At 45.1% G+C, this 18,319-nt stretch carries 20 protein-coding genes; 7 read left to right on the plus strand and 13 right to left on the minus strand.

The genetic code is table 11. The features are described 5' to 3' along the window. Window positions 1–41: 41 nt before the first annotated feature. The 5 genes from AC1DN5_RS08105 to AC1DN5_RS08125 all read right to left on the minus strand — a co-directional run bounded on the left by AC1DN5_RS08105 (window position 42) and on the right by AC1DN5_RS08125 (window position 6,012). The gene (locus AC1DN5_RS08105; protein WP_366969156.1) at window positions 42–944 is read right to left on the minus strand and encodes a phosphate ABC transporter substrate-binding protein; all 903 of its coding nucleotides are present in this window, start codon (window positions 942–944) and stop codon (window positions 42–44) included. A 157-nt stretch (window positions 945–1,101) separates the two neighbouring features. Continuing rightward, a complete protein-coding gene (pbpA, locus tag AC1DN5_RS08110) occupies window positions 1,102–3,249 on the minus strand; it encodes a penicillin-binding protein 2A (RefSeq protein WP_016938943.1) in 2,148 nt (715 codons plus the stop codon). Window positions 3,250–3,350: 101 nt separating this feature from the next. Continuing rightward, window positions 3,351–4,640, minus strand: coding sequence for an MFS transporter (locus AC1DN5_RS08115; protein WP_016938942.1), 1,290 nt, complete (start codon window positions 4,638–4,640; stop codon window positions 3,351–3,353). A gap of 119 nt (window positions 4,641–4,759) precedes the next feature. After that, window positions 4,760–5,365 carry a superoxide dismutase SodA gene (sodA, locus tag AC1DN5_RS08120; protein WP_016938941.1) on the minus strand — a complete coding sequence of 202 codons (606 nt, stop codon included), beginning with the start codon at window positions 5,363–5,365 and terminating at the stop codon, window positions 4,760–4,762. A gap of 164 nt (window positions 5,366–5,529) precedes the next feature. Then, window positions 5,530–6,012, minus strand: coding sequence for a DUF456 domain-containing protein (locus AC1DN5_RS08125; protein WP_045926733.1), 483 nt, complete (start codon window positions 6,010–6,012; stop codon window positions 5,530–5,532). A gap of 157 nt (window positions 6,013–6,169) precedes the next feature. Between AC1DN5_RS08125 and AC1DN5_RS08130 the strand changes: the two genes are divergently transcribed. The 3 genes from AC1DN5_RS08130 to ispG all read left to right on the plus strand — a co-directional run bounded on the left by AC1DN5_RS08130 (window position 6,170) and on the right by ispG (window position 8,579). Further along, window positions 6,170–6,934 (plus strand): DUF1189 domain-containing protein, encoded by a 765-nt coding sequence (locus AC1DN5_RS08130; protein ID WP_016938939.1) that lies wholly within the window; start codon window positions 6,170–6,172, stop codon window positions 6,932–6,934. 91 nt (window positions 6,935–7,025) lie between these two features. Further along, window positions 7,026–7,328, plus strand: coding sequence for a LysM peptidoglycan-binding domain-containing protein (locus AC1DN5_RS08135; protein ID WP_016938938.1), 303 nt, complete (start codon window positions 7,026–7,028; stop codon window positions 7,326–7,328). 132 nt (window positions 7,329–7,460) lie between these two features. Continuing rightward, window positions 7,461–8,579 (plus strand): flavodoxin-dependent (E)-4-hydroxy-3-methylbut-2-enyl-diphosphate synthase, encoded by a 1,119-nt coding sequence (gene ispG, locus AC1DN5_RS08140; protein ID WP_173363136.1) that lies wholly within the window; start codon window positions 7,461–7,463, stop codon window positions 8,577–8,579. A 30-nt stretch (window positions 8,580–8,609) separates the two neighbouring features. Here the strand turns inward: ispG and AC1DN5_RS08145 are convergent, their stop codons facing one another. After that, window positions 8,610–8,987, minus strand: coding sequence for a DUF308 domain-containing protein (locus AC1DN5_RS08145; RefSeq protein WP_087920773.1), 378 nt, complete (start codon window positions 8,985–8,987; stop codon window positions 8,610–8,612). 133 nt (window positions 8,988–9,120) lie between these two features. On the opposite strand from AC1DN5_RS08145, the gene AC1DN5_RS08150 reads away from it, so the two are divergent. Next, on the plus strand, window positions 9,121–9,702 hold the full coding sequence (locus AC1DN5_RS08150) for a 5' nucleotidase, NT5C type (protein WP_016938936.1): 582 nt from the start codon (window positions 9,121–9,123) through the stop codon (window positions 9,700–9,702). A 29-nt stretch (window positions 9,703–9,731) separates the two neighbouring features. On the opposite strand, the gene zur is transcribed toward AC1DN5_RS08150, so the two are convergent. Further along, window positions 9,732–10,142 carry a zinc uptake transcriptional repressor Zur gene (gene zur, locus AC1DN5_RS08155; protein WP_007612627.1) on the minus strand — a complete coding sequence of 137 codons (411 nt, stop codon included), beginning with the start codon at window positions 10,140–10,142 and terminating at the stop codon, window positions 9,732–9,734. A 123-nt stretch (window positions 10,143–10,265) separates the two neighbouring features. Beyond that, the gene (locus tag AC1DN5_RS08160) at window positions 10,266–11,147 is read right to left on the minus strand and encodes a YitT family protein (protein ID WP_016938935.1); all 882 of its coding nucleotides are present in this window, start codon (window positions 11,145–11,147) and stop codon (window positions 10,266–10,268) included. Window positions 11,148–11,265: 118 nt separating this feature from the next. On the opposite strand from AC1DN5_RS08160, the gene AC1DN5_RS08165 reads away from it, so the two are divergent. After that, entirely contained in the window at window positions 11,266–11,520 is a 255-nt protein-coding gene (locus AC1DN5_RS08165; protein WP_049627029.1) for a DUF2624 domain-containing protein, read from the plus strand. A gap of 29 nt (window positions 11,521–11,549) precedes the next feature. Here AC1DN5_RS08165 and AC1DN5_RS08170 read toward each other — a convergent pair whose 3' ends face one another. Together AC1DN5_RS08170 and AC1DN5_RS08175 are read right to left on the minus strand one after the other, a co-directional pair. Next, on the minus strand, window positions 11,550–12,443 hold the full coding sequence (locus AC1DN5_RS08170; RefSeq protein ID WP_016938933.1) for a deoxyribonuclease IV: 894 nt from the start codon (window positions 12,441–12,443) through the stop codon (window positions 11,550–11,552). Window positions 12,444–12,454: 11 nt separating this feature from the next. Beyond that, complete coding sequence (locus AC1DN5_RS08175) at window positions 12,455–13,771, minus strand: DEAD/DEAH box helicase (protein ID WP_264818840.1); 1,317 nt, start codon at window positions 13,769–13,771, stop codon at window positions 12,455–12,457. A 165-nt stretch (window positions 13,772–13,936) separates the two neighbouring features. Between AC1DN5_RS08175 and vrrA the strand changes: the two genes are divergently transcribed. Beyond that, window positions 13,937–14,644: a VrrA/YqfQ family protein gene (gene vrrA / locus AC1DN5_RS08180; RefSeq protein ID WP_049627032.1), complete on the plus strand. Its 708-nt coding sequence runs from the start codon at window positions 13,937–13,939 to the stop codon at window positions 14,642–14,644. Between the two features lie 121 nt (window positions 14,645–14,765). Further along, window positions 14,766–15,710, plus strand: a complete 945-nt coding sequence (locus AC1DN5_RS08185; RefSeq protein ID WP_016938930.1) for a 4-hydroxy-3-methylbut-2-enyl diphosphate reductase — start codon at window positions 14,766–14,768, stop codon at window positions 15,708–15,710. A 20-nt stretch (window positions 15,711–15,730) separates the two neighbouring features. Here AC1DN5_RS08185 and AC1DN5_RS08190 read toward each other — a convergent pair whose 3' ends face one another. The 3 genes from AC1DN5_RS08190 to cccA form a co-directional block, all read right to left on the minus strand. Continuing rightward, a complete protein-coding gene (locus AC1DN5_RS08190) occupies window positions 15,731–16,852 on the minus strand; it encodes a Nif3-like dinuclear metal center hexameric protein (protein WP_016938929.1) in 1,122 nt (373 codons plus the stop codon). Next, on the minus strand, window positions 16,845–17,492 hold the full coding sequence (locus tag AC1DN5_RS08195; RefSeq protein ID WP_032864882.1) for a tRNA (adenine(22)-N(1))-methyltransferase: 648 nt from the start codon (window positions 17,490–17,492) through the stop codon (window positions 16,845–16,847). Before AC1DN5_RS08195 ends, AC1DN5_RS08190 begins: the two co-directional genes overlap by 8 nt. Before the next feature lie 182 nt (window positions 17,493–17,674). Next, window positions 17,675–18,037, minus strand: a complete 363-nt coding sequence (gene cccA, locus AC1DN5_RS08200) for a cytochrome c550 (protein WP_016938927.1) — start codon at window positions 18,035–18,037, stop codon at window positions 17,675–17,677. Between the last annotated feature and the right edge of the window lie 282 nt (window positions 18,038–18,319).

Here is an 18,319-nt window from a genome sequence, read left to right on the forward strand (position 1 = left end):
ACACTCCTATAAAGAAGAAGGACGGGGAGCCCGCCCTCCCCTCAGCTTTGCTTGCCTTTTGCGTCACGTGTGACTTTCATATCAGAGATCGGAATGTAGCCCTGATCTTTTACGATACTTTTCTGTACTTCATCGCTGTTCAAATAGTCAAGAAATGTTTTGGTCAGGCCAGATGCTTCACCTTTCGTATAAGAGTGCTCGTAAGCCCAAATCGGATATTCCCCTGTGACGACATTTTTCTCTTCAGGTTTGATGCCGCCGATTGATAAAGGCGTTACTTTGTCATCCTTTATATAAGAGAAAGCCAGATAACCGATTGCTCCCGGTGTTTCCGCAATGATTTTTTTGACTGTATTGGAGGAATCCTCTGTGATGCCCTCTGCAGGTTCCGCTCCGTCAAGCGCGTATTTGACGAACGTAGCGCGTGTGCCTGATGAATCAGGACGGTTGACGAGTGTAATCTTTTGATCTTTGCCGCCAAGCTCTTTCCAGTTTTTGATTTTGCCTGTAAAGACGTCTGCCAGCTGTTTTTTGGTTATATCCTTTACGCCCGCACCCGGGTTGACCGCAGCCGCCATCGCAACTACCGCTACACGGTGATCATTCAGGGCTTTCGCATCAATGCCTTCCTTTTCTTCAGCAAAGACGTCTGAGTTGCCGATTTGCACTGCGCCTTCAGACACTTGTGAAAGACCTGTTCCTGAACCTCCCGCTTGCACCTGCACATCAGCATCCGGATGTTTTTCCATAAACTTTTCCGCCGCTGCCAGTACTAACGGCTGCATGGCTGATGAACCAGAAATGGTTAAAGAACCTGATGCTTTTTTATCCTCACTTGCAGATTGGCCGTCCGTCTTGCCGCTTTCCTTTGCATTTCCGCATGCTGCAGCGACGATCATAACAGCAGCCATCAGAAGCATAAGCATCCATTTGTTTTTTTTCATTTCCTGAATTCCCCCTGCGTTTAATGTGTAATTTGTCCTACACGTATAGAGTAAAGGGTTCGTGTAAAATGCGTATAAATCGAATGTTAAGGTTTTGTAAATCCGGATGTTTTTTTGTATAAAAAAAAACGCCCACAGACTGTGAGCGTTTCTTCTATCAGTTATTTGTATTGCCGTTAGCAGCGTCTTCCTGAATTTTATCTTCGTTTTTCTGCTTCGTATTATTATCTTCTTGTTTCTTTTTCAGCTCGAAGTATTTATCCAGAGCTGCTCTTCCTATTTCATTCGTAATCGAATATCGATCGCTGTAATCAATATAGGCCCAAGGAACGACTACAGAAATAGCCACTTCCGGATTATCAGCAGGTGCATAAGCGACAAGAGTCGTATTATACGTTCCTTCACCCGTCTCTGATTTGTCCGGACCGTCATAGAAAGATTGCGCCGTACCCGTTTTACCGGCAGGACGGTATTTCGCCGTCGCAAAATCAGTTGCGGCTGTCCCTTTTGTCATGACGCGTCTGAAGCCTGCCTGCACTTCTTTAATGTCAGCATTATTCATATCAATCTTGTTCAGTACTTGAGGCTGAACAGACTCTACAACGGCTCCGATTCCTTTTTTCGAATCAGGCTGTCTGACCTCTTTTACAAGCTGAGGTTTTAAACGATAGCCTCCATTGGCGATTGTTGATACATACTGTGCCATTTGAAGCGGTGTGAACGTATCATACTGTCCGATGGCAAAGTCTAACAGAAGACCGGAAATCCGCTGTGTCCCTTGATACCCGGTCGCTTCATTCGGGAGATCAATTCCCGTCTTCACTCCTAGACCGAACTGACTGAAGTAGTATCTGAAAGTATCAAATGCCTTCATATCAAGCGGCAGGGACTGGCCTTTTTTGTATTCCCCTTTACCGACGGCGATCGCCGTTTTAAACATGAACACGTTTGATGACTCCTGAAGCGCTTTTTGGATATCAACAGGACCTAAATTCGTCCATGATTTTTTCGGGTTTTTACTACCTTTGAAATACAAAGGCTCATCCTGAAAAACGGTGTTCAAATTAATCGCGCCCGTCTGGAGTCCCGTCAATACTGTTGCTCCTTTGACCGCCGATCCCATTGCATAGGAGGACGTCATTGCGCCAAGGGCGTAATCATTAATTTTGTACTTTCCATGGTCATTCGTAATCTGTTTGCCGGCCATCGTCAGAACTTCGCCGTTTTTCGGGTTCATCATGACGACAAAGGCCCGATCAAGAAGCTTCGTGCTCGGTCTCGCTTTGGCCGCTCTTAAATTTTTCTCAATGATTTTTTCAACGGACTTCTGCAGGTCCATATCAATGGATAACACAAGGTCTTTGCCTGCCTGTCCTTTTGAAATCACTTTGCTGCCCGTGACATTTCCGGATGAGTCGGTTAAGTTCTGCACTTTCTCTTTTTGCCCCTGCAGCAGGCTTTCATATTGATATTCTAAATAGCTTTTTCCGACCCTGTCATTCCGGCTGTATCCGAGTGACAGATAGTGATCCAGCAGGTTGGACGGAAGACCTTCGTTCGAACTGGATACACTGCCGAGCAATGTCCGGATCAGACTTTTGTAAGGATAAGACCGTTCCCAGTCAGACGTCACGTCAACCCCCGGAAGCTCATCTAAATGTTCGCTGACGACGGCCATTTCTTTTGCTGACACTCCTTCATTTTTGATGTATTGAGGCGTCAGTGAGTAGCCTGAATCCATCTGCCTTTTGATCGCGAGGATCTGCATATCTTTTGAAGTGAGTTCATTCAGCTGTTTGTCCGTAATGCGTTTCAGCTGGAGCTGGTATAAATCATCATCAGACAGTTTTTTGTCTTCAGCTTTTTGCTTTTCTTTGGCCGTAATCAGTTTTTTCGCTTCATCAGGCCTCGTTAACATCCAATAGTCTTTTTTATCGCGTTCAGTCACCTTTTTGGTGCTTACCTTAATCATACCCGACAGTTTTTTTGCGATTTTCAAACGCTGTGCCTGGGTGGTTGAGGCTGAACGTGTATATGTAATCGCATTTAATGCTTTATTCGTTACGATGGGATTAAGGTTCCGGTCGTATATTTTCCCTCTCGGAACAGCCGTGCTGACATCAGACTCTTCTTGCTTATTGGCGGCGTTTTTATAGTCATCACCCTGAACGATCTGCTTGATGCCAAGCTCGACGATAATCCACGTGAAAATAAGAAACGCGGCCAAAAACAAAAAATTAAGCCGGATCGGCAATGATTTTTTCTTTTCTTTGCTTACTGCTATTTTCTTTTTATTTCTCCTCATGACATCACCTTTTCTTATTTACAGAAAGAAATGACACCTTTTGTTCAGGTGCCATTTTTCATTCTAAAGGTTTTTTCGATAATTTTCTACAGATAACCCTTTTATCTTTCTCCTTTTATAAAATTCGGTTCACCCGGCTGTTTTTGTCGGTCCTCTTCCACTGTTTCATCAGAAGTTTCTGTATCCAGTTTGACGTCTTTAATAAAGTAATAAATCAGCGGATGGCCGGCTCCGAGCAACACGAGCGCCGCCGGTATTCCCACTTTTTCCTTCAGCAATGTAACGATCAAAAGAAAGCACAGGATGGAAACGATCCGGCCTGCATTTAAAAACAATTCCCTGAGCACGATGTACTCAATTCTGGCCTTTCTGGCAAGCCGCGCCCGGCCTATTACATCATATGTAAGCGAGACATACGGCACGAGCAGAACAGGATAGCCGATCGCAATAAACACTCCGTATATAAGAAGCGTCGTAAAGCTCATATGAAAAATAATGAGAAACAGGGCGCCGTACACAATTAATCCGCCGATAAGAATCGCCTTTTTACGCGATCTTTTTTTGATGAGCCTTGATGCAAAATAGTAAGCAAAAAAAGAAACAGCGGAATTGACGAGACCGAATGTCCCGAGCGCCAGCTCACTGTTTGTCGCAATGAACACAAATACGCTGATTAAAAAAACAAAAATCCCTTCTCTCAACCCTTGAAAAAAGTGCGCGTTTGTAATCCGGCGCCAATTCAGATTCGTGTGACGCTCATCATAAACTTTTTTCAGCATAAACCGGCCTTTCGACTCTCTCCGCTTGAGAAAAAAGCTCATGACCACGGCAAGGGCAAATAAGCCGAGCGACAGGCTGAAAATGACTGTATAACCCGTATTGTTTTGAAGTCTTGAGATGACAAACCCGGCCACAATCGGGCCGATCATCCCTGCCGACGAAGATAAAATGCCTAAAAATCCGTTGAAAAAATCTCTCGTTTCAGGTTCCGTAATTTCGAAAGTCAGCACATTAAAGGCCAGCCAGTAAAAACCGTATCCCACTCCGAGCACGGCACCGATCAAAATGAGGCGGGAAGCCGCATTTTCCCCGGCAAGGAGCACACTTAAATAAAAAGCCGCCAAAAAGATAACACCGAACCTGAGAATAAATACCCTGTCAATTTTTTTAGCCAGCCGGCCCGCCAGAAGAAAGGTAATCGGCTGCATCGTCACGACCGATAAATTGTATATGGCCAAATCAATGAATTTCCCTGACTGTTTCCATAAATACACATTGACAAATGTATTTGACAGCGCGATGCCTAATGAGTAAAGGCCGCCAATCGTCAATAACAGCAGCAGACCTTTATTTACTTCGATGTCGCCGATAATTTTTTTTATTTTGCTCATCATTGACTCCCCTTTACTACACATTAGTCTGTCTCACTCAAACTGAGATATGTAAAAAGGAATCAAAGTCAATAAAAAAACAAGGCCTCCCTCGGGAGACCTTGTTTGATCAGAACGATTTATTTTGCTTCGCTGTAAAGACGGGCAACTTCATCCCAATTTACAACATTCCAGAAAGCTGAAATGTAATCAGGACGGCGGTTTTGGTAGTTCAGGTAGTAAGCGTGCTCCCAAACATCAAGACCGAGGATAGGCGTTTTACCCTCTGAAAGCGGTGAATCTTGGTTTGGCGTGCTTGTAATTTCAAGTTTGCCGTTGTTTACAACAAGCCAAGCCCAACCGGAACCGAAACGGCCGGCAGCCGCTGCAGCGAATTTTTCTTTAAATTGATCGAAGCTTCCGAACGTGCTTTTGATCTCTTCAGCAAGCTCACCAGTCGGTTCGCCTCCGCCGTTTGGAGATAAAAGAGTCCAGAATAAAGAGTGGTTTGCATGTCCGCCGCCATTGTTTCGGACAGCTGTGCGGATATCCTCCGGCACTGCGTTTAAATCTGCGACAAGCTCTTCTACAGATTTCTCTGCAAGAGCTGATCCTTCGATCGCTTTGTTCAGGTTTGTAACGTATGTGTTATGGTGCTTCGTGTGGTGAATCGTCATCGTTTCCTTATCGATATGCGGTTCTAAAGCATCATAAGCGTAAGGCAGTTCTGGAAGTTTGTAAGCCATAATTTTTTCCTCCTTTAAATATATGTACTGAAATGCCGCTTTTAGCGAACTTTTCTAATCTCAATGTAACAAAAGAAAGCATGGTAATCAATGAAAAAGCTCACAATCCGGCGATTCCAGCAAACATATTACACTTTATCCGTTCACGGCCGAAATTAAACCTTCTAAAGCACCGTCCATAAGAAGTATCCAATCATAAAGAGCTGAATGACTCCTTTGGCCGCGACGCTTGTTAAAAAGCCGATTAACGAGCCCAGTCCCACTTTTGCCGCAGACTTGATATCCTTTTGATGAACAAATATCTCAGCGCAGACAGCACCGATAAACGGGCCTAATATAATGCCTGCCACGGGAATAACGAAGGGCCCGATCAATAATCCGATCGTGCTCCCCCAGATCGCCGCCCTGCTTCCTCCGTACCTTTTGATGCCAAGTAAGTTTGACACATAGTCAGCTGCGAATAAAACGGCCGCAAATACCGCCTCAATGAGCCAAAAGAGGTAAGAATAAGGACTGAAAGAAAACAGAAATCCGTAGAGGAGAAAACCGGCCACGATAAATATAACGCTTGGGATCACCGGATAGACAAGACCGATGAAAGCAATGACGAAGACCGCAATAATAATCAGCCAATACAAAACACTCATGATTTAAACACCCTCCTTTGTTTTACGGAGCATTACTGCTTCCGTTTTGTCTTAATATGTATGATTCCTTACCGCCGCTTTAAATACTCTCACTTGTGTTCATCTCCGGTGAACGATACAATAAGCAACATATACCAGTTTAGGCTAGGAAGTGAAGATGTTGAACATATTTACGGCTTTATTGAAAAGTACATACTCTCCGGCAGATATTGCAAAAACACGGTTTCAGGGGATAGGAAAAGCGATCCTTTATGTATTTTTGCTGTCTGTCCTTTTTACGCTGCCGAGCGCTTATTACCTTTGCTCAGGCACCGTAAACTCAATGAACGGTTTCAAAACCGTGTTAGAAAAAGATTTCCCTGATTTCAAAATTTCAAACGGTGAATTGCAGACGAAAGCTTCCGCCTCTAAGGAAACGGAAGCGAACGGTTTTGTCATCGTGTTTGATCCCACTGATGCGTACGGCGCTAAACAAATAGCGGCGAAACAAAATGCGATCGGCATTTTGAAGAATAAAATGGTGCTTGCAGTAGACGGACAGGCGACAGAAATGAATTATTCATTAATGCCTGCTGATATCACTAAAAGTGAAATCATATCAGCTTTAAACCAAAATAAAACGATGATCGTCACCGTCCTTTCCGTTTTGCTGTTCATTATGACGGCGGCCGGCAAATTCATTGAAGTCTCATTTCTCGCCGTCATCGGCCTGATTATAAAAAATGCGCAAAGAAAGACATTGAATTATCAGCAGCTTTGGAAGCTTTCAGCTTATTCCATTACGCTCTCCACCATATTCTTTACGATTATGCGCGCGCTTGTCATTACGGTGCCGAGCGAATTTTTAGTGAATTGGTTTGTAAACTTTATCATCCTTTTCCTCGTCTTAAAAGAGATACCGCCAAGAAAGACTGCTGTGTAACAAAGACCGCCCCGGCGGTCTTCTTTTTTTGTCATGAACAAAATGGGACAAGCATACAATGAAGTAAACATGTATGCGGGAGGCGGTTGGAATGAAGCGGCTTACTTTTGTATTCGGCAGTTTATTTGTGATATTTATTATCTTTTATGATCTTAAAATCGGCACGATCCCTTCTCAAGGCCTTCCTGCATACGCTGCGGCGGCTCAGCCTGCAAATCAGGAAACATCATACAGAACGGTTACGGTCAAAAAAGGTGATACGGTAATGTCGATCGTCGGCGCACATAAAGCGCCGGATGATATTGTACAAGATTTTGAAGCGCTGAATCCGAATGTGAAAGCAAACGCCATTCAGGCGGGCACCGCTTATAAATTCCCCGTCTACCGTAATTAAACGTTAATTTCTTGTCAGTTCGGCAAATACACTGTTACAATATAATATGTAAATAGAAGTTGCCTGACATGTAAAAGGCTCAGCCTGCAGAAGCGGTAACTACAATTAAGGAGCGATTGACAAGTGAGTGAAATCACACATCGTACAAAAACGCGTCCCGTCAAAGTGGGACCTTTAACAATAGGCGGAAATAACGAAGTCGTCATCCAAAGTATGACGACGACCAAAACACACGACGTAGAAGCAACAGTGGCGGAAATCAACCGTTTAGCCGAAGCCGGCTGCCAAATTGTCCGGGTGGCATGCCCTGACGAACGCGCGGCGAACGCAATTGCCGACATCAAAAAACGAATTTCCATCCCTCTCGTTGTCGATATTCATTTTGATTACAAGCTCGCATTAAAAGCAATTGAGGGCGGCGCCGACAAAATCAGAATCAACCCCGGTAATATCGGCCGCCGTGAAAAAGTGGAAGCGGTCGTAAAAGCGGCTAAAGAAAAAGGAATTCCAATCCGGATCGGCGTAAACGCGGGATCATTGGAAAAACGAATTCTTGAAAAGTACGGCTATCCGACTGCTGACGGCATGGTTGAGAGTGCGCTTCATCATATAAAAATTCTGGAAGACCTTGATTTTCATGACATCATCGTCAGCATGAAAGCGTCTGACGTCAATCTCGCCATAGAAGCATATGAAAAAGCGTCAAAAGCATTTGATTATCCGCTCCACCTTGGAATTACAGAATCAGGCACGCTGTTTGCAGGAACGGTAAAAAGCGCGGCCGGACTCGGAGCGATATTAAGCAAAGGAATCGGAAACACGCTCCGGATCTCCCTGAGCGCCGACCCTGTTGAAGAAGTAAAAGTAGCCAGAGAGCTGCTGAAATCATTCGGTCTCGCTTCAAACGCAGCTACGCTTATTTCTTGCCCGACATGCGGACGGATCGAAATTGATCTCATCAGCATCGCAAATGAAGTCGAAGAATACATTTCTAAAGTCAAAGCGCCGATTAAAGTAGCCGTTCTCGGGTGCGCCGTTAACGGACCGGGCGAAGCAAGAGAAGCCGATATCGGTATTGCCGGCGCCCGCGGCGAAGGACTTCTTTTCCGCAAAGGCCAAATCGTCCGCAAAGTCCCTGAAGAAACAATGGTCGAAGAGCTGAAAAAAGAAATCGACAAGCTGGCAGAAGAACACTACGCAAAGCTTGAAGCAGAAAAAGCAAAAGCAGAACAAGAAACACAAAAAGCTTGACGGATAATCCGCCAAGCTTTTTTTTGCGTGTTAGAAAAACGGTGTAATGAAGATGCCCAGCACAAGGGAAACAATACCGATTCCCATCGCCCAGCCGCCTAGAGCGCCCGCTCCTCTTCTTCTGGCGATATAGCCGACGATAATGCCGCATGCCCCTAATAAAACTGGGAGCACGAACAGGGAGATGATAGAAATAGCCAATGCTGCATACCCTATACCCCGGCCTTCGCTTACTCCGTCCCGGTTATCATCGCGGTCTGCTGCCCGGTCAGAAGCACGATATGGCTCTGAAATTTCGGCCGCTGTCTCTTCTGAATAAACATCACGCGTGATATCCGTTCCTTCCGATCCATGATCCACATAGTAGTCGTTGCCTTTTCGATTTTCGTAATCGTATGCCACCTTCAATTCCCCCTTTTTCTTTTATGAAAGGAGCTTTTTTAGTTTCCGCGTTTTTCACGGAATCATGTTTGCTAAACTTTGCTGGTATTGTCAATTGTTTATGTTACACTTGAAGGGATGAAAATATAGGAGTGTGGACATGTTACGGTTAGGTATAGATATTGACGGCACGGTTACGGCACAGGATACATTTGTCCCTTATTTAAACCGCTCATTTCATCTTTCCATTACCTTGGATGATATGACTGATTATGATCTGACCAAGCTTTTGAACATTACAGCTGAGGAATTTTGGGAATGGATGAATGTTCATGAAGCAGCCATATATAAAGAAGCGCAGCTCGCGGAATTTGCGAAGCAGGCGCTGGACGGACTGAAAGAAGAGCATCGCCTCATTTACATTACGGCAAGACGCAGCCACTTAGAAGATGTCACGCTGGACTGGTTTGCAAACCGGGACGTTCATTACGATCACATTGAGCTTGTCGGGAGTCATCACAAAGTGGAGGCCGTCAAAAAACACGGCATTGACCTGTTTTTCGAAGATCACCACGGCAACGCGACAATGATCGCAAAAGAAGCAGGCATTCCGGTTATCCTTTTTGATTCCCCTTATAACCAGCTCCCCACCGATTCCAATATTATCAGGGTGCAGAATTGGCTTGAAGCCGTCGCCTGGATCAATAAAAACAAACACAGCCTTCAGCATGTCAGAAGCTGAAAAAACCTCCTGCTTATACAGGAGGTTTTTTATCGGCACGCCGGACAGGTGCCGTAAATTTCAAATTTATGACCGCTGATGTCATACCCTTCCAAATCATCGTGAAGCTTATCCATCGGACAGGACTCAATTTCCTTCGTTTTCCCGCAGGTTAAACAGATAAAATGGTGGTGGTGATGGGTATAAGAGCATGTAAAACGGAACAGTTTTTCCCCGGACAGCTCCGTCGTTTCTAAAATACCGAGTTCTTCATATAACGAAAGATTTCTGTATATGGTATCAAAGCTCAAACCCGGATAGTCGTCGTTTAATGCGGCAAGCACGTTTTTGGCCGTCAGATATTTATCAGAATCAGCAAAAAGCTGCAGCATGTCTTCTCGCTTACTCGTATATTTATACCCTTTTTCTTTCAGCAGGTTCAACGCTTCTTGGACGTTCATGAGGACCTCCCCTTTACAACACGGTATCGCTCCAAAAAGAAAATGGCAGCTGACTGAACAGCAGGCCATTTTCTTATGCTGTATAAAATTATACCTATAAAATGACGAAAAGTAAACGAAAGCCTAGTGAATCGCGGTTTTGAACTTACCGCCCCTCGTTTCATGGGTATTCATGATCGTAATAAATGCGTTTTTATCAATTTCAAACACAATGGATTTCAATTTAGTCACTTCAAGCCTTGTCACGACCGCGTAAATGACTTCTTTGGTTTCATCCGTATATCCGCCTTTTCCCTGAAGCTTGGTGGTTCCCCTTCCAAGCCGGTGCAAGATCGCGTCTGAAATTTCCGCATACTGGTCTGCCACGATAATGACCGCTTTTGTTTCATCGAGACCCTGAATGACGGCGTCAATCGTTTTCATGGCAATATAATAAGTCATGAAAGAATACATTGCCTGCTCCGGACCGAACACAAAACCGGCCCAAATAAAAATAAACACATTGATGAGCATAACGAATTCTCCGACTGAAAAGGGCAGCTTTTTTGTGAGAAGGATACCGAGTATTTCAGTACCGTCCATCGAGCCTCCGTTTCGGATGACAAGGCCTACCCCGAAACCGAGCAAAAGCCCGCCGAATACCGTCGCCAAAATAGGCTGGGTCGTAAAGGCCTCCACATGGTGCAAGGAGGATTCAATCAGCGCTAAACCGACGATTCCGATAACCGTTGAGATGAGAAATGTTTTTCCGATATATTTATATCCGAAAATCATAAATGGAATGTTGAGTAACACAACGAATAAGGCGAAATTGAGGAGGGGATTGGACATAAAGAGGTGGTCTAAAATTAATGAAACACCGATAATGCCTCCGTCGATAAAATTATTAGGGACCAGAAACAATTCAATACTTACGGCGGCTGAACCCGCCCCGATCAGAATCATGATGACCCTGAAGATAAAGTGTAAAAATGATTCTTTTTTGTGCTGTTTATTTGGGGTCATAAAATCTCCTTTCCTGTAATAACTATTTTAAACAGTAAGCAACTTCATTTTACCATTAAAAGCTGTAACATTTTAATAATTTGCTCAATACATTATGTCTAAAGAGGTGAAAGTATCGATGATTTTAATACAAAGAATCATTTTGCAGCGGCTCAATCAAGCCACTGCGGACGACCTGCTGAAATATTCAAAGCAATACGGAATCAGCATTACGAGAAGCCAAGCGGCTGAGGTAGCGGCTCTGATGCACGGAAAAAACATCAATATTTTTGATGAACAGGAGCGGCTTCGCCTGCTGAAAAAAGTGGAAACGATTACTTCAAAAGAAACGGCTCGGAAAGTTAACGAACTTTTCAATCAATTTTCAGGGTAAAAAAAGGAGGGGCAATTCCCCCTCCTTTTTTATTGAGCTGATATTTTTTCAAGAAGCTCCTTGTCAAACTGCTTTTCTTTCAGCATTTCAATTTCAAAACGGTACGGCGGCTTCTTATTTTTCTTGTCTTCGCCTACATAAGGTGTTTCGAGGATTTTCGGAATATCGGCAAGCTGCTCGTGATGAACAATGTACTGCAGAGCGTCAAAACCGATCTCTCCGAACCCGATGTTTTCATGACGGTCTTTACGGGCTCCCCTGATATTTTTGCTGTCATTCACATGAAGGACTTTTATCCGGTCGATGCCGACGATTTTATCAAACTCATTAAGAACGCCGTCAAAATCATTGGCAACATCATATCCTGCATCATGGGTGTGACAAGTGTCAAAGCAGACGGAAAGATGTTCATTATGTGTGACGCCCGCAATGATCTCGGCAAGCTCTTCAAAACTTCTTCCGCATTCTGACCCTTTGCCCGCCATTGTCTCCAGCGCAATCTGGACGCTTTGGCCCGGATCAATCACTTCGTTTAATCCTTCAATGATCTTTTTGATGCCCGTTTCAGCACCGGCTCCGACATGCGCTCCTGGATGAAGCACGATCTGTTTCGCGCCGATCGCTGCCGTTCTTTCAATTTCAGAACGCAGAAAATCAACGCCCAGCTCAAACGTTGCCGGGTTTGTCGTATTTCCGATGTTAATGATGTACGGCGCATGCACGACAATGTCACCGATGCCGTTTTCCTTCATATGGGCGCGGCCCGCTTCAATATTCAAGTCTTCAATTTTTTTGCGGCGCGTATTTTGGGGAGCGCCCGTATATATCATAAATGTGTTCGCCCCGTATGAAACGGCTTCCTTGCTTGCGGCAAGGAGCATATGTTTTCCGCTCATTGAGACGTGTGAACCTATTTTCAGCAACCCGATTCCCCCTACTTTCCTCTGTTAGATTGGTTTCTTCTCTGCTTCTTTCTGATTTTTTCCATTTCGTAGCTCATTTTCTTTTTATAGCCCGGCTTTACTTTTTTCGGCTTTTTCACAAGACGTTTCGCCATTTGGTCAGCTTCATTTGCCGTCTTTTTGCGATTTTTACGGCGGTGGCGGTCATCGCCTTGCTTCCATTCCCCGTTTACAAGCTCAGCATAGTCAAACACAATGCCCATCTTTTCGAGTCTTGCGAGCGCATCTTCGTCAGAAAGCTCGTATATAGTCAGTGCTTGGCCTGATGAACCGGCGCGTGCGGTTCTTCCGACGCGGTGAACATAAAAATCCAGATCGTCCGGAAGCTCGTAGTTGATGACATGGCTTACGCCTTTAATGTCAATTCCTCTTGCCGCAAGGTCTGTCGCAATGACATAAGTGAATTCCAGATCATTAATCTGCTTCATTACCTTTTTGCGTTCACGCGGTGTTAATCCCCCGTGCAGAAGGCCGACTCTCATGCCTTTTTCGGTCAGGTATTTCGCAATATGGTCAGCCGTGTTTTTCGTATTGGCAAACACGATGCCCAGATAAGGATTCAGATTCGACATCATATCAAAAAGCAGTTTGTCTTTATCACGCTGTTTAGAAGGAACCAAAACATGTTCAATCTTTTCGGCTGTGATCCTTTTCGGCTCAACATGAGCGTATTTCGGATTTTCCATATACTTTTTCAAAAACGGCTTCAGCTTTTCCGGAATCGTAGCTGAGAAAACAAGCATCTGCAGTTGTTCCGGCATACGGGATCCGATGTAATCAACGTCTTCTAAAAAGCCCATATCAAGCATCAGATCAGCTTCGTCAATGACGAGAGACTGCGCTTTATAGACGTTCAATGCCTGCGCTTTAATCAGATCCGCAATCCGGCCCGGCGTTCCGACGACGAGATGTGGCTGTGTTTTCAGCTTATCAATTGATTTTTGCTTGTCCGTTCCGCCGATAAAGCATTTTGTCCGGATCGGCCCGTCCTCGGCACCCTGTGTGATTTTGAGCGCTTCCTGATAAATCTGATTGGCAAGCTCTCTCGTCGGCGCCGTGATAACAGCCTGCACCGTATCAGAATCCGAATCAATCCGATTCAGAATAGGCAATAAATAGGCGTGGGTTTTTCCCGTCCCCGTCTGGGACTGCCCGATCACGCTTTCGTTTTTCAATACAGCAGGTATCAGCCGCTTTTGAATATCTGTCGGTTCATAAAAACCAAGGCGGTGAACTGCATCTATAATAAACGGTTTTAAGTTGTATCCATCAAATTTAGTTTCTTTCATTTTTCCCAGCTCCTTAAAGCGGCACATTCTGTGTCCATCATCACATTATAACCGATTTTACTTAAAAACACCATGTCTTGGGGGAATCCTGTTTTCTGGACAGAAAAGCAAATGCCCCCTCCGATGCATATTGTAATAGCAGAGAGACAGAAAGGAGGTACAAGTATGTTTCCACAGCAGCCGATGAGAAATATGGCGCAGCAGGGCCGGCCGTTGATGAACCCGCGGATGATGATGAGAGGCAGACCGTCATTGCCGGGCCGGCAGATGATGCAGCAGGGCCGGCAGTTTTTCCCTCAGCAGCAGATGGCCGGAGCAGGTTTGAGAAACGCAGGCACAGGCGGAGGAGGCTTAAAAGGAATGCTTTCCCGTTTTTTACCCGGATCAGGAGGAAGCGCTGCCGGGTCCGCACCGGCAGCGGCCAGCGGAGGAGCAGGCGCAGGCCTGCAGGGATTGCAGGGAATTCAGAGTCTGGCAAGTCCGGCATCCCTGTCGAGCATGCTCGGCAATGTTCAGAAGGTGCTCGGCGTGGCGCAGCAGGTTACGCCGATGATCCAGCAGTACGGCCCTTTAGTGCGGAATCTGCCAGCCATGATGAAGCTTTACAGTCAATTAAGCAGCAGCGATGATGAGAATGAAGATAGTGAATCCGGCGAGACAAAAGAAACAGCCGAACAGGACAAAAAGGATGAAGATGAAAAAACCGACGAAACTGAAGGTGAAAACAAATCAGACGCCTCATCTAAAACATCAAAGAAGACATCTGAAAAAGCATCCGCTTCACAAGAAAAAGACGAAACTGAAGCAACATCAGCGGAACAGCCGCGTCCAAAAAGAACATCGGGCAGATCAAAGCCGAAATTATATATTTAACATTCTTTGATATCTCACGAAAGATTAGCTATAATGAGATCAGAAGAATGCAAGATTTGAGCCGTTTAACTACGGCTTTTTATATTGCCTCTACACTCACTTTTGATAGGAGGACATCTAATTGGACGTTATCAAAATCTCGCCGCGCGGCTATTGTTACGGCGTTGTTGATGCCATGGTCATAGCCAAAAACGCGGCACTCGATAAAAATTTGCCAAGACCTATATATATACTCGGAATGATCGTTCATAATAAGCATGTCACAGATGCGTTTGAAGAAGACGGAATTTACACGCTTGACGGCACTAACCGTCTGGAGATTTTAAAGCAGGTGGAAAAAGGAACCGTTATTTTCACCGCACACGGAGTATCTCCGGAAGTAAGAAAAGCCGCTGAGGAAAAAGGGCTTGTTGCGATTGACGCCACATGCCCGGACGTCACGAAAACACATGACTTAATCCGAAAAGTAAAAGCAGAGGGCTACCACGTCATTTATATCGGCAAAAAAGGCCACCCCGAGCCAGAAGGAGCCGTCGGCGTCGCCCCTGAAATCGTTCATCTCGTTGAAACAGAGGAAGATGTGAGAAACCTCGATATTCAGGCTGAGAAATTAATCGTTACAAACCAAACGACCATGTCCCAGTGGGACGTCCATGATATTATGGAATCAGTCCAAGAAAAGTACCCGCACGTGGAATATCATCAGGAAATCTGCCTGGCTACACAGGTTCGTCAAGAAGCTGTCTCAGAGCAGGCAAAGAAAGCGGACTTAACCATTGTTGTCGGCGATCCGAAAAGCAATAACTCCAACAGGCTGGCTCAAGTGTCAGAAGAAATCGCCGGAACAAAAGCCTACCGCATCGGAGACATCAGTGAATTGAAGCTCGAATGGCTCAAAGACGTCAATACCGTCGCCGTTACCGCGGGCGCTTCAACACCGACACCGATTACAAAGGAAGTCATCCGGTTTTTAGAGCAGTTTGACCATAACGATGAATCCACATGGCAGCTTGAGCACAATGTGCCGCTCAAAAAAATCCTTCCGAAAGTAAAAATAAAAAACTGAGGCCCCGGGCCTCAGTTTTTTTATAGGAAGGTAAATGGATTTGTGTCTGTTTCGGAAGCGAAAATACGCACGTCGTAATTTTTCTCCCCGGCCATTGCCGTAAGCTTCTCAGCAGTTCCTTTTCTCATGATCTTTTCAGCATAATGCCCCGGGTCCACGACGTTTAACCCCATCATCATCGCATCATGCGCTACATGGAAATAAAGGTCGCCTGTCACGTAAACATCTGCACCCTTCCTCTTAGCCTGGTAAATATATTTATTTCCGTCACCGCCAAGCACTGCGACTTTTTTCACCTTGCTGGTTCGCTCTCCGACCATCCGGACTCCGTTAACGTCAAATTTTTCTTTCACAAACAGCGCAAACTCTTCAAGCGTCATGTCTTGCTGAAGTTTTCCAATGCGGCCGAGTCCTTTTTCAAGCGGGGACTGCTCCACCGGATAAATATCATACGCCACCTCTTCATACGGATGGCTTTTTTTCAGCGCTTTTATGATGGTTTTCTCCATACTGGCCGGATAAACGGTCTCAAGTCTCACTTCATGGACGAGTTCCAGCTCTCCCGTCTGTCCGATAAACGGGTCTGCCCCCTCCAGCGGTTTAAAGCTGCCGATTCCCTCAGAAGAGAATGCGCAATGGCTGTAATTGCCGATATGTCCCGCTCCGGCATTGCCGAGTGCGGTTCTTACAGCTTCTTCATAGTCTTTCGGCACATACACGGCAAGCTTTTTCAGCGGATCCGAATATGTCGGAACGAGCACTTCTGTGTCTGTCAGGCCGAGAGCTTCCGCAAGCAGATCGTTAACACCGCCGTCCGCCACATCAAGATTCGTATGAGCCGCATATACGGCAATATCATGCTTTATACATTTCTCAATCAGTCTTCCGCCAGGCTGATCAGTGGTGATCTGTTTAAGCGGCCGAAAAATCGGCGGATGGTGAGCGATAATTAAGTCAACCTTTTTTTCAATGGCTTCATCCACCGTCTGTTCCAAAACATCCAGCGTGACCATGACGTTTTTCACCGGCTTATTCAATGTGCCGATCTGCAGGCCGATTTTGTCTCCTTCCACCGCAAAAGCCTTCGGTGAAAATTGTTCAAACAGCTGGATGATTTCCTGTCCGTTCACATGTTTAGGCATGTCCGATTACCTCCTTCAGCAGTAAGATCCGCTCTTTCAGTTCAACTAATTTTTCCTGGTTTTCATTCTTTGCGCTGCGGCTGATCTGTTCATAAATTTGTTCAGTATGCTTAAGTTCCTGGGTCCATTTCCGAAGAAACACTTCACTCTTTTCTTTTAACAAAAACGGACCGGCAAGCATTCCGGCAGCCATCGTGGTGTCCCGGTACGGCGCATCACGGTCGCCGGTTTCCGCGACGAGTATTTCATAACACTTTCCGTCTTCTTCGAGAATCACTTCGTCAATCAGTTCATAGCCTTCCTGATAAAGCCACTCTCTTATATGAACGGCATGAATATTCGGCTGCAGAATCAGCCGTTCACGCCCCGTCAGTTTTGTTTTTCCGGACTCCAAAATATGAGCGATCAGCGCTCCGCCCATGCCCGCGATTGTGATGGCGTCCGCTTCTCCCTTTTCAAGGACGCTCAGCCCGTCACCTTTCCTTACGGAGATAAGAGCGCTTAAGTCCAGTTTTTCCACCTGCTGTTTGGCGGATAGAAACGGCCCGTCTGTAATTTCACCGGCGATTGCGCGGTTTGCCAGATGATTTAAAACAGCATAGCAGGGGAGATACGCATGGTCTGACCCGATATCAGCCACCAGGGCACCCGGAGGGATATATTCCGCTACAGACTGCAATCTTTTAGATAACTTCATTTCATTCACAATATCACAACTTTTCTCAGGTTCTTTTTCCTTTACTATCATATAAAAAAACCGCCCGGAATCCAAGCGGCGGATAGAGTTTTTCATATGTCTTTTATATAGGGACAGGTAAAGCTTTATTTAATCTCAGAAACCCATTTTGCCATGTCATCCAGCTTTTCGGCCGGGACAAGGCCGGCTGGCATCCCGTTGCCGCCTTTTTCAATTCTCGTTTTAATCGCAGCGACATCTTTTCTTTTGCCGACGCCTTTTAAGCTCGGACCTGAGACACCTTCATAGTTTTCCCCGTGACAGGTGATGCAGTTCGCTTTATAAATCTCTTCAGGTGAAGCGTTTGCAGTTTCCTTTTCGGCATTTTTGCTTTCACCGCCGCTTGCGATCTGATGCGCATCTCCATTTCCTTTTACTGACAGAAAGAAAGTCAGCCCTATTCCCAGAACTGCGATGAGCAAAAAAGGAATCAGCGGATTCCACTTCATATCTCCATCCCCCTTTTTCATTCTCCCCCTATGTAAACACTTCTAATTCTAACTTATTTTTACAAAATGTAAATGGTCTCATTAAGCAATTTCATTGATTTCACAATTTATACATAAACAAAAATAACTGTTTTGTTCACCCAAAATTGTCTTTATTCTATTGTATAATGAATTGTATACGCTTACAATAAGGAATATAAATTAACTTATCCCGCTTTCCCTCTATTCAGGACATGCCGCATTTTTCCGAACCCATTTGCAAAACACATGCTTATCCAGTAA

It is taken from the genome of Bacillus sp. 01N42_2 (assembly GCF_056399565.1).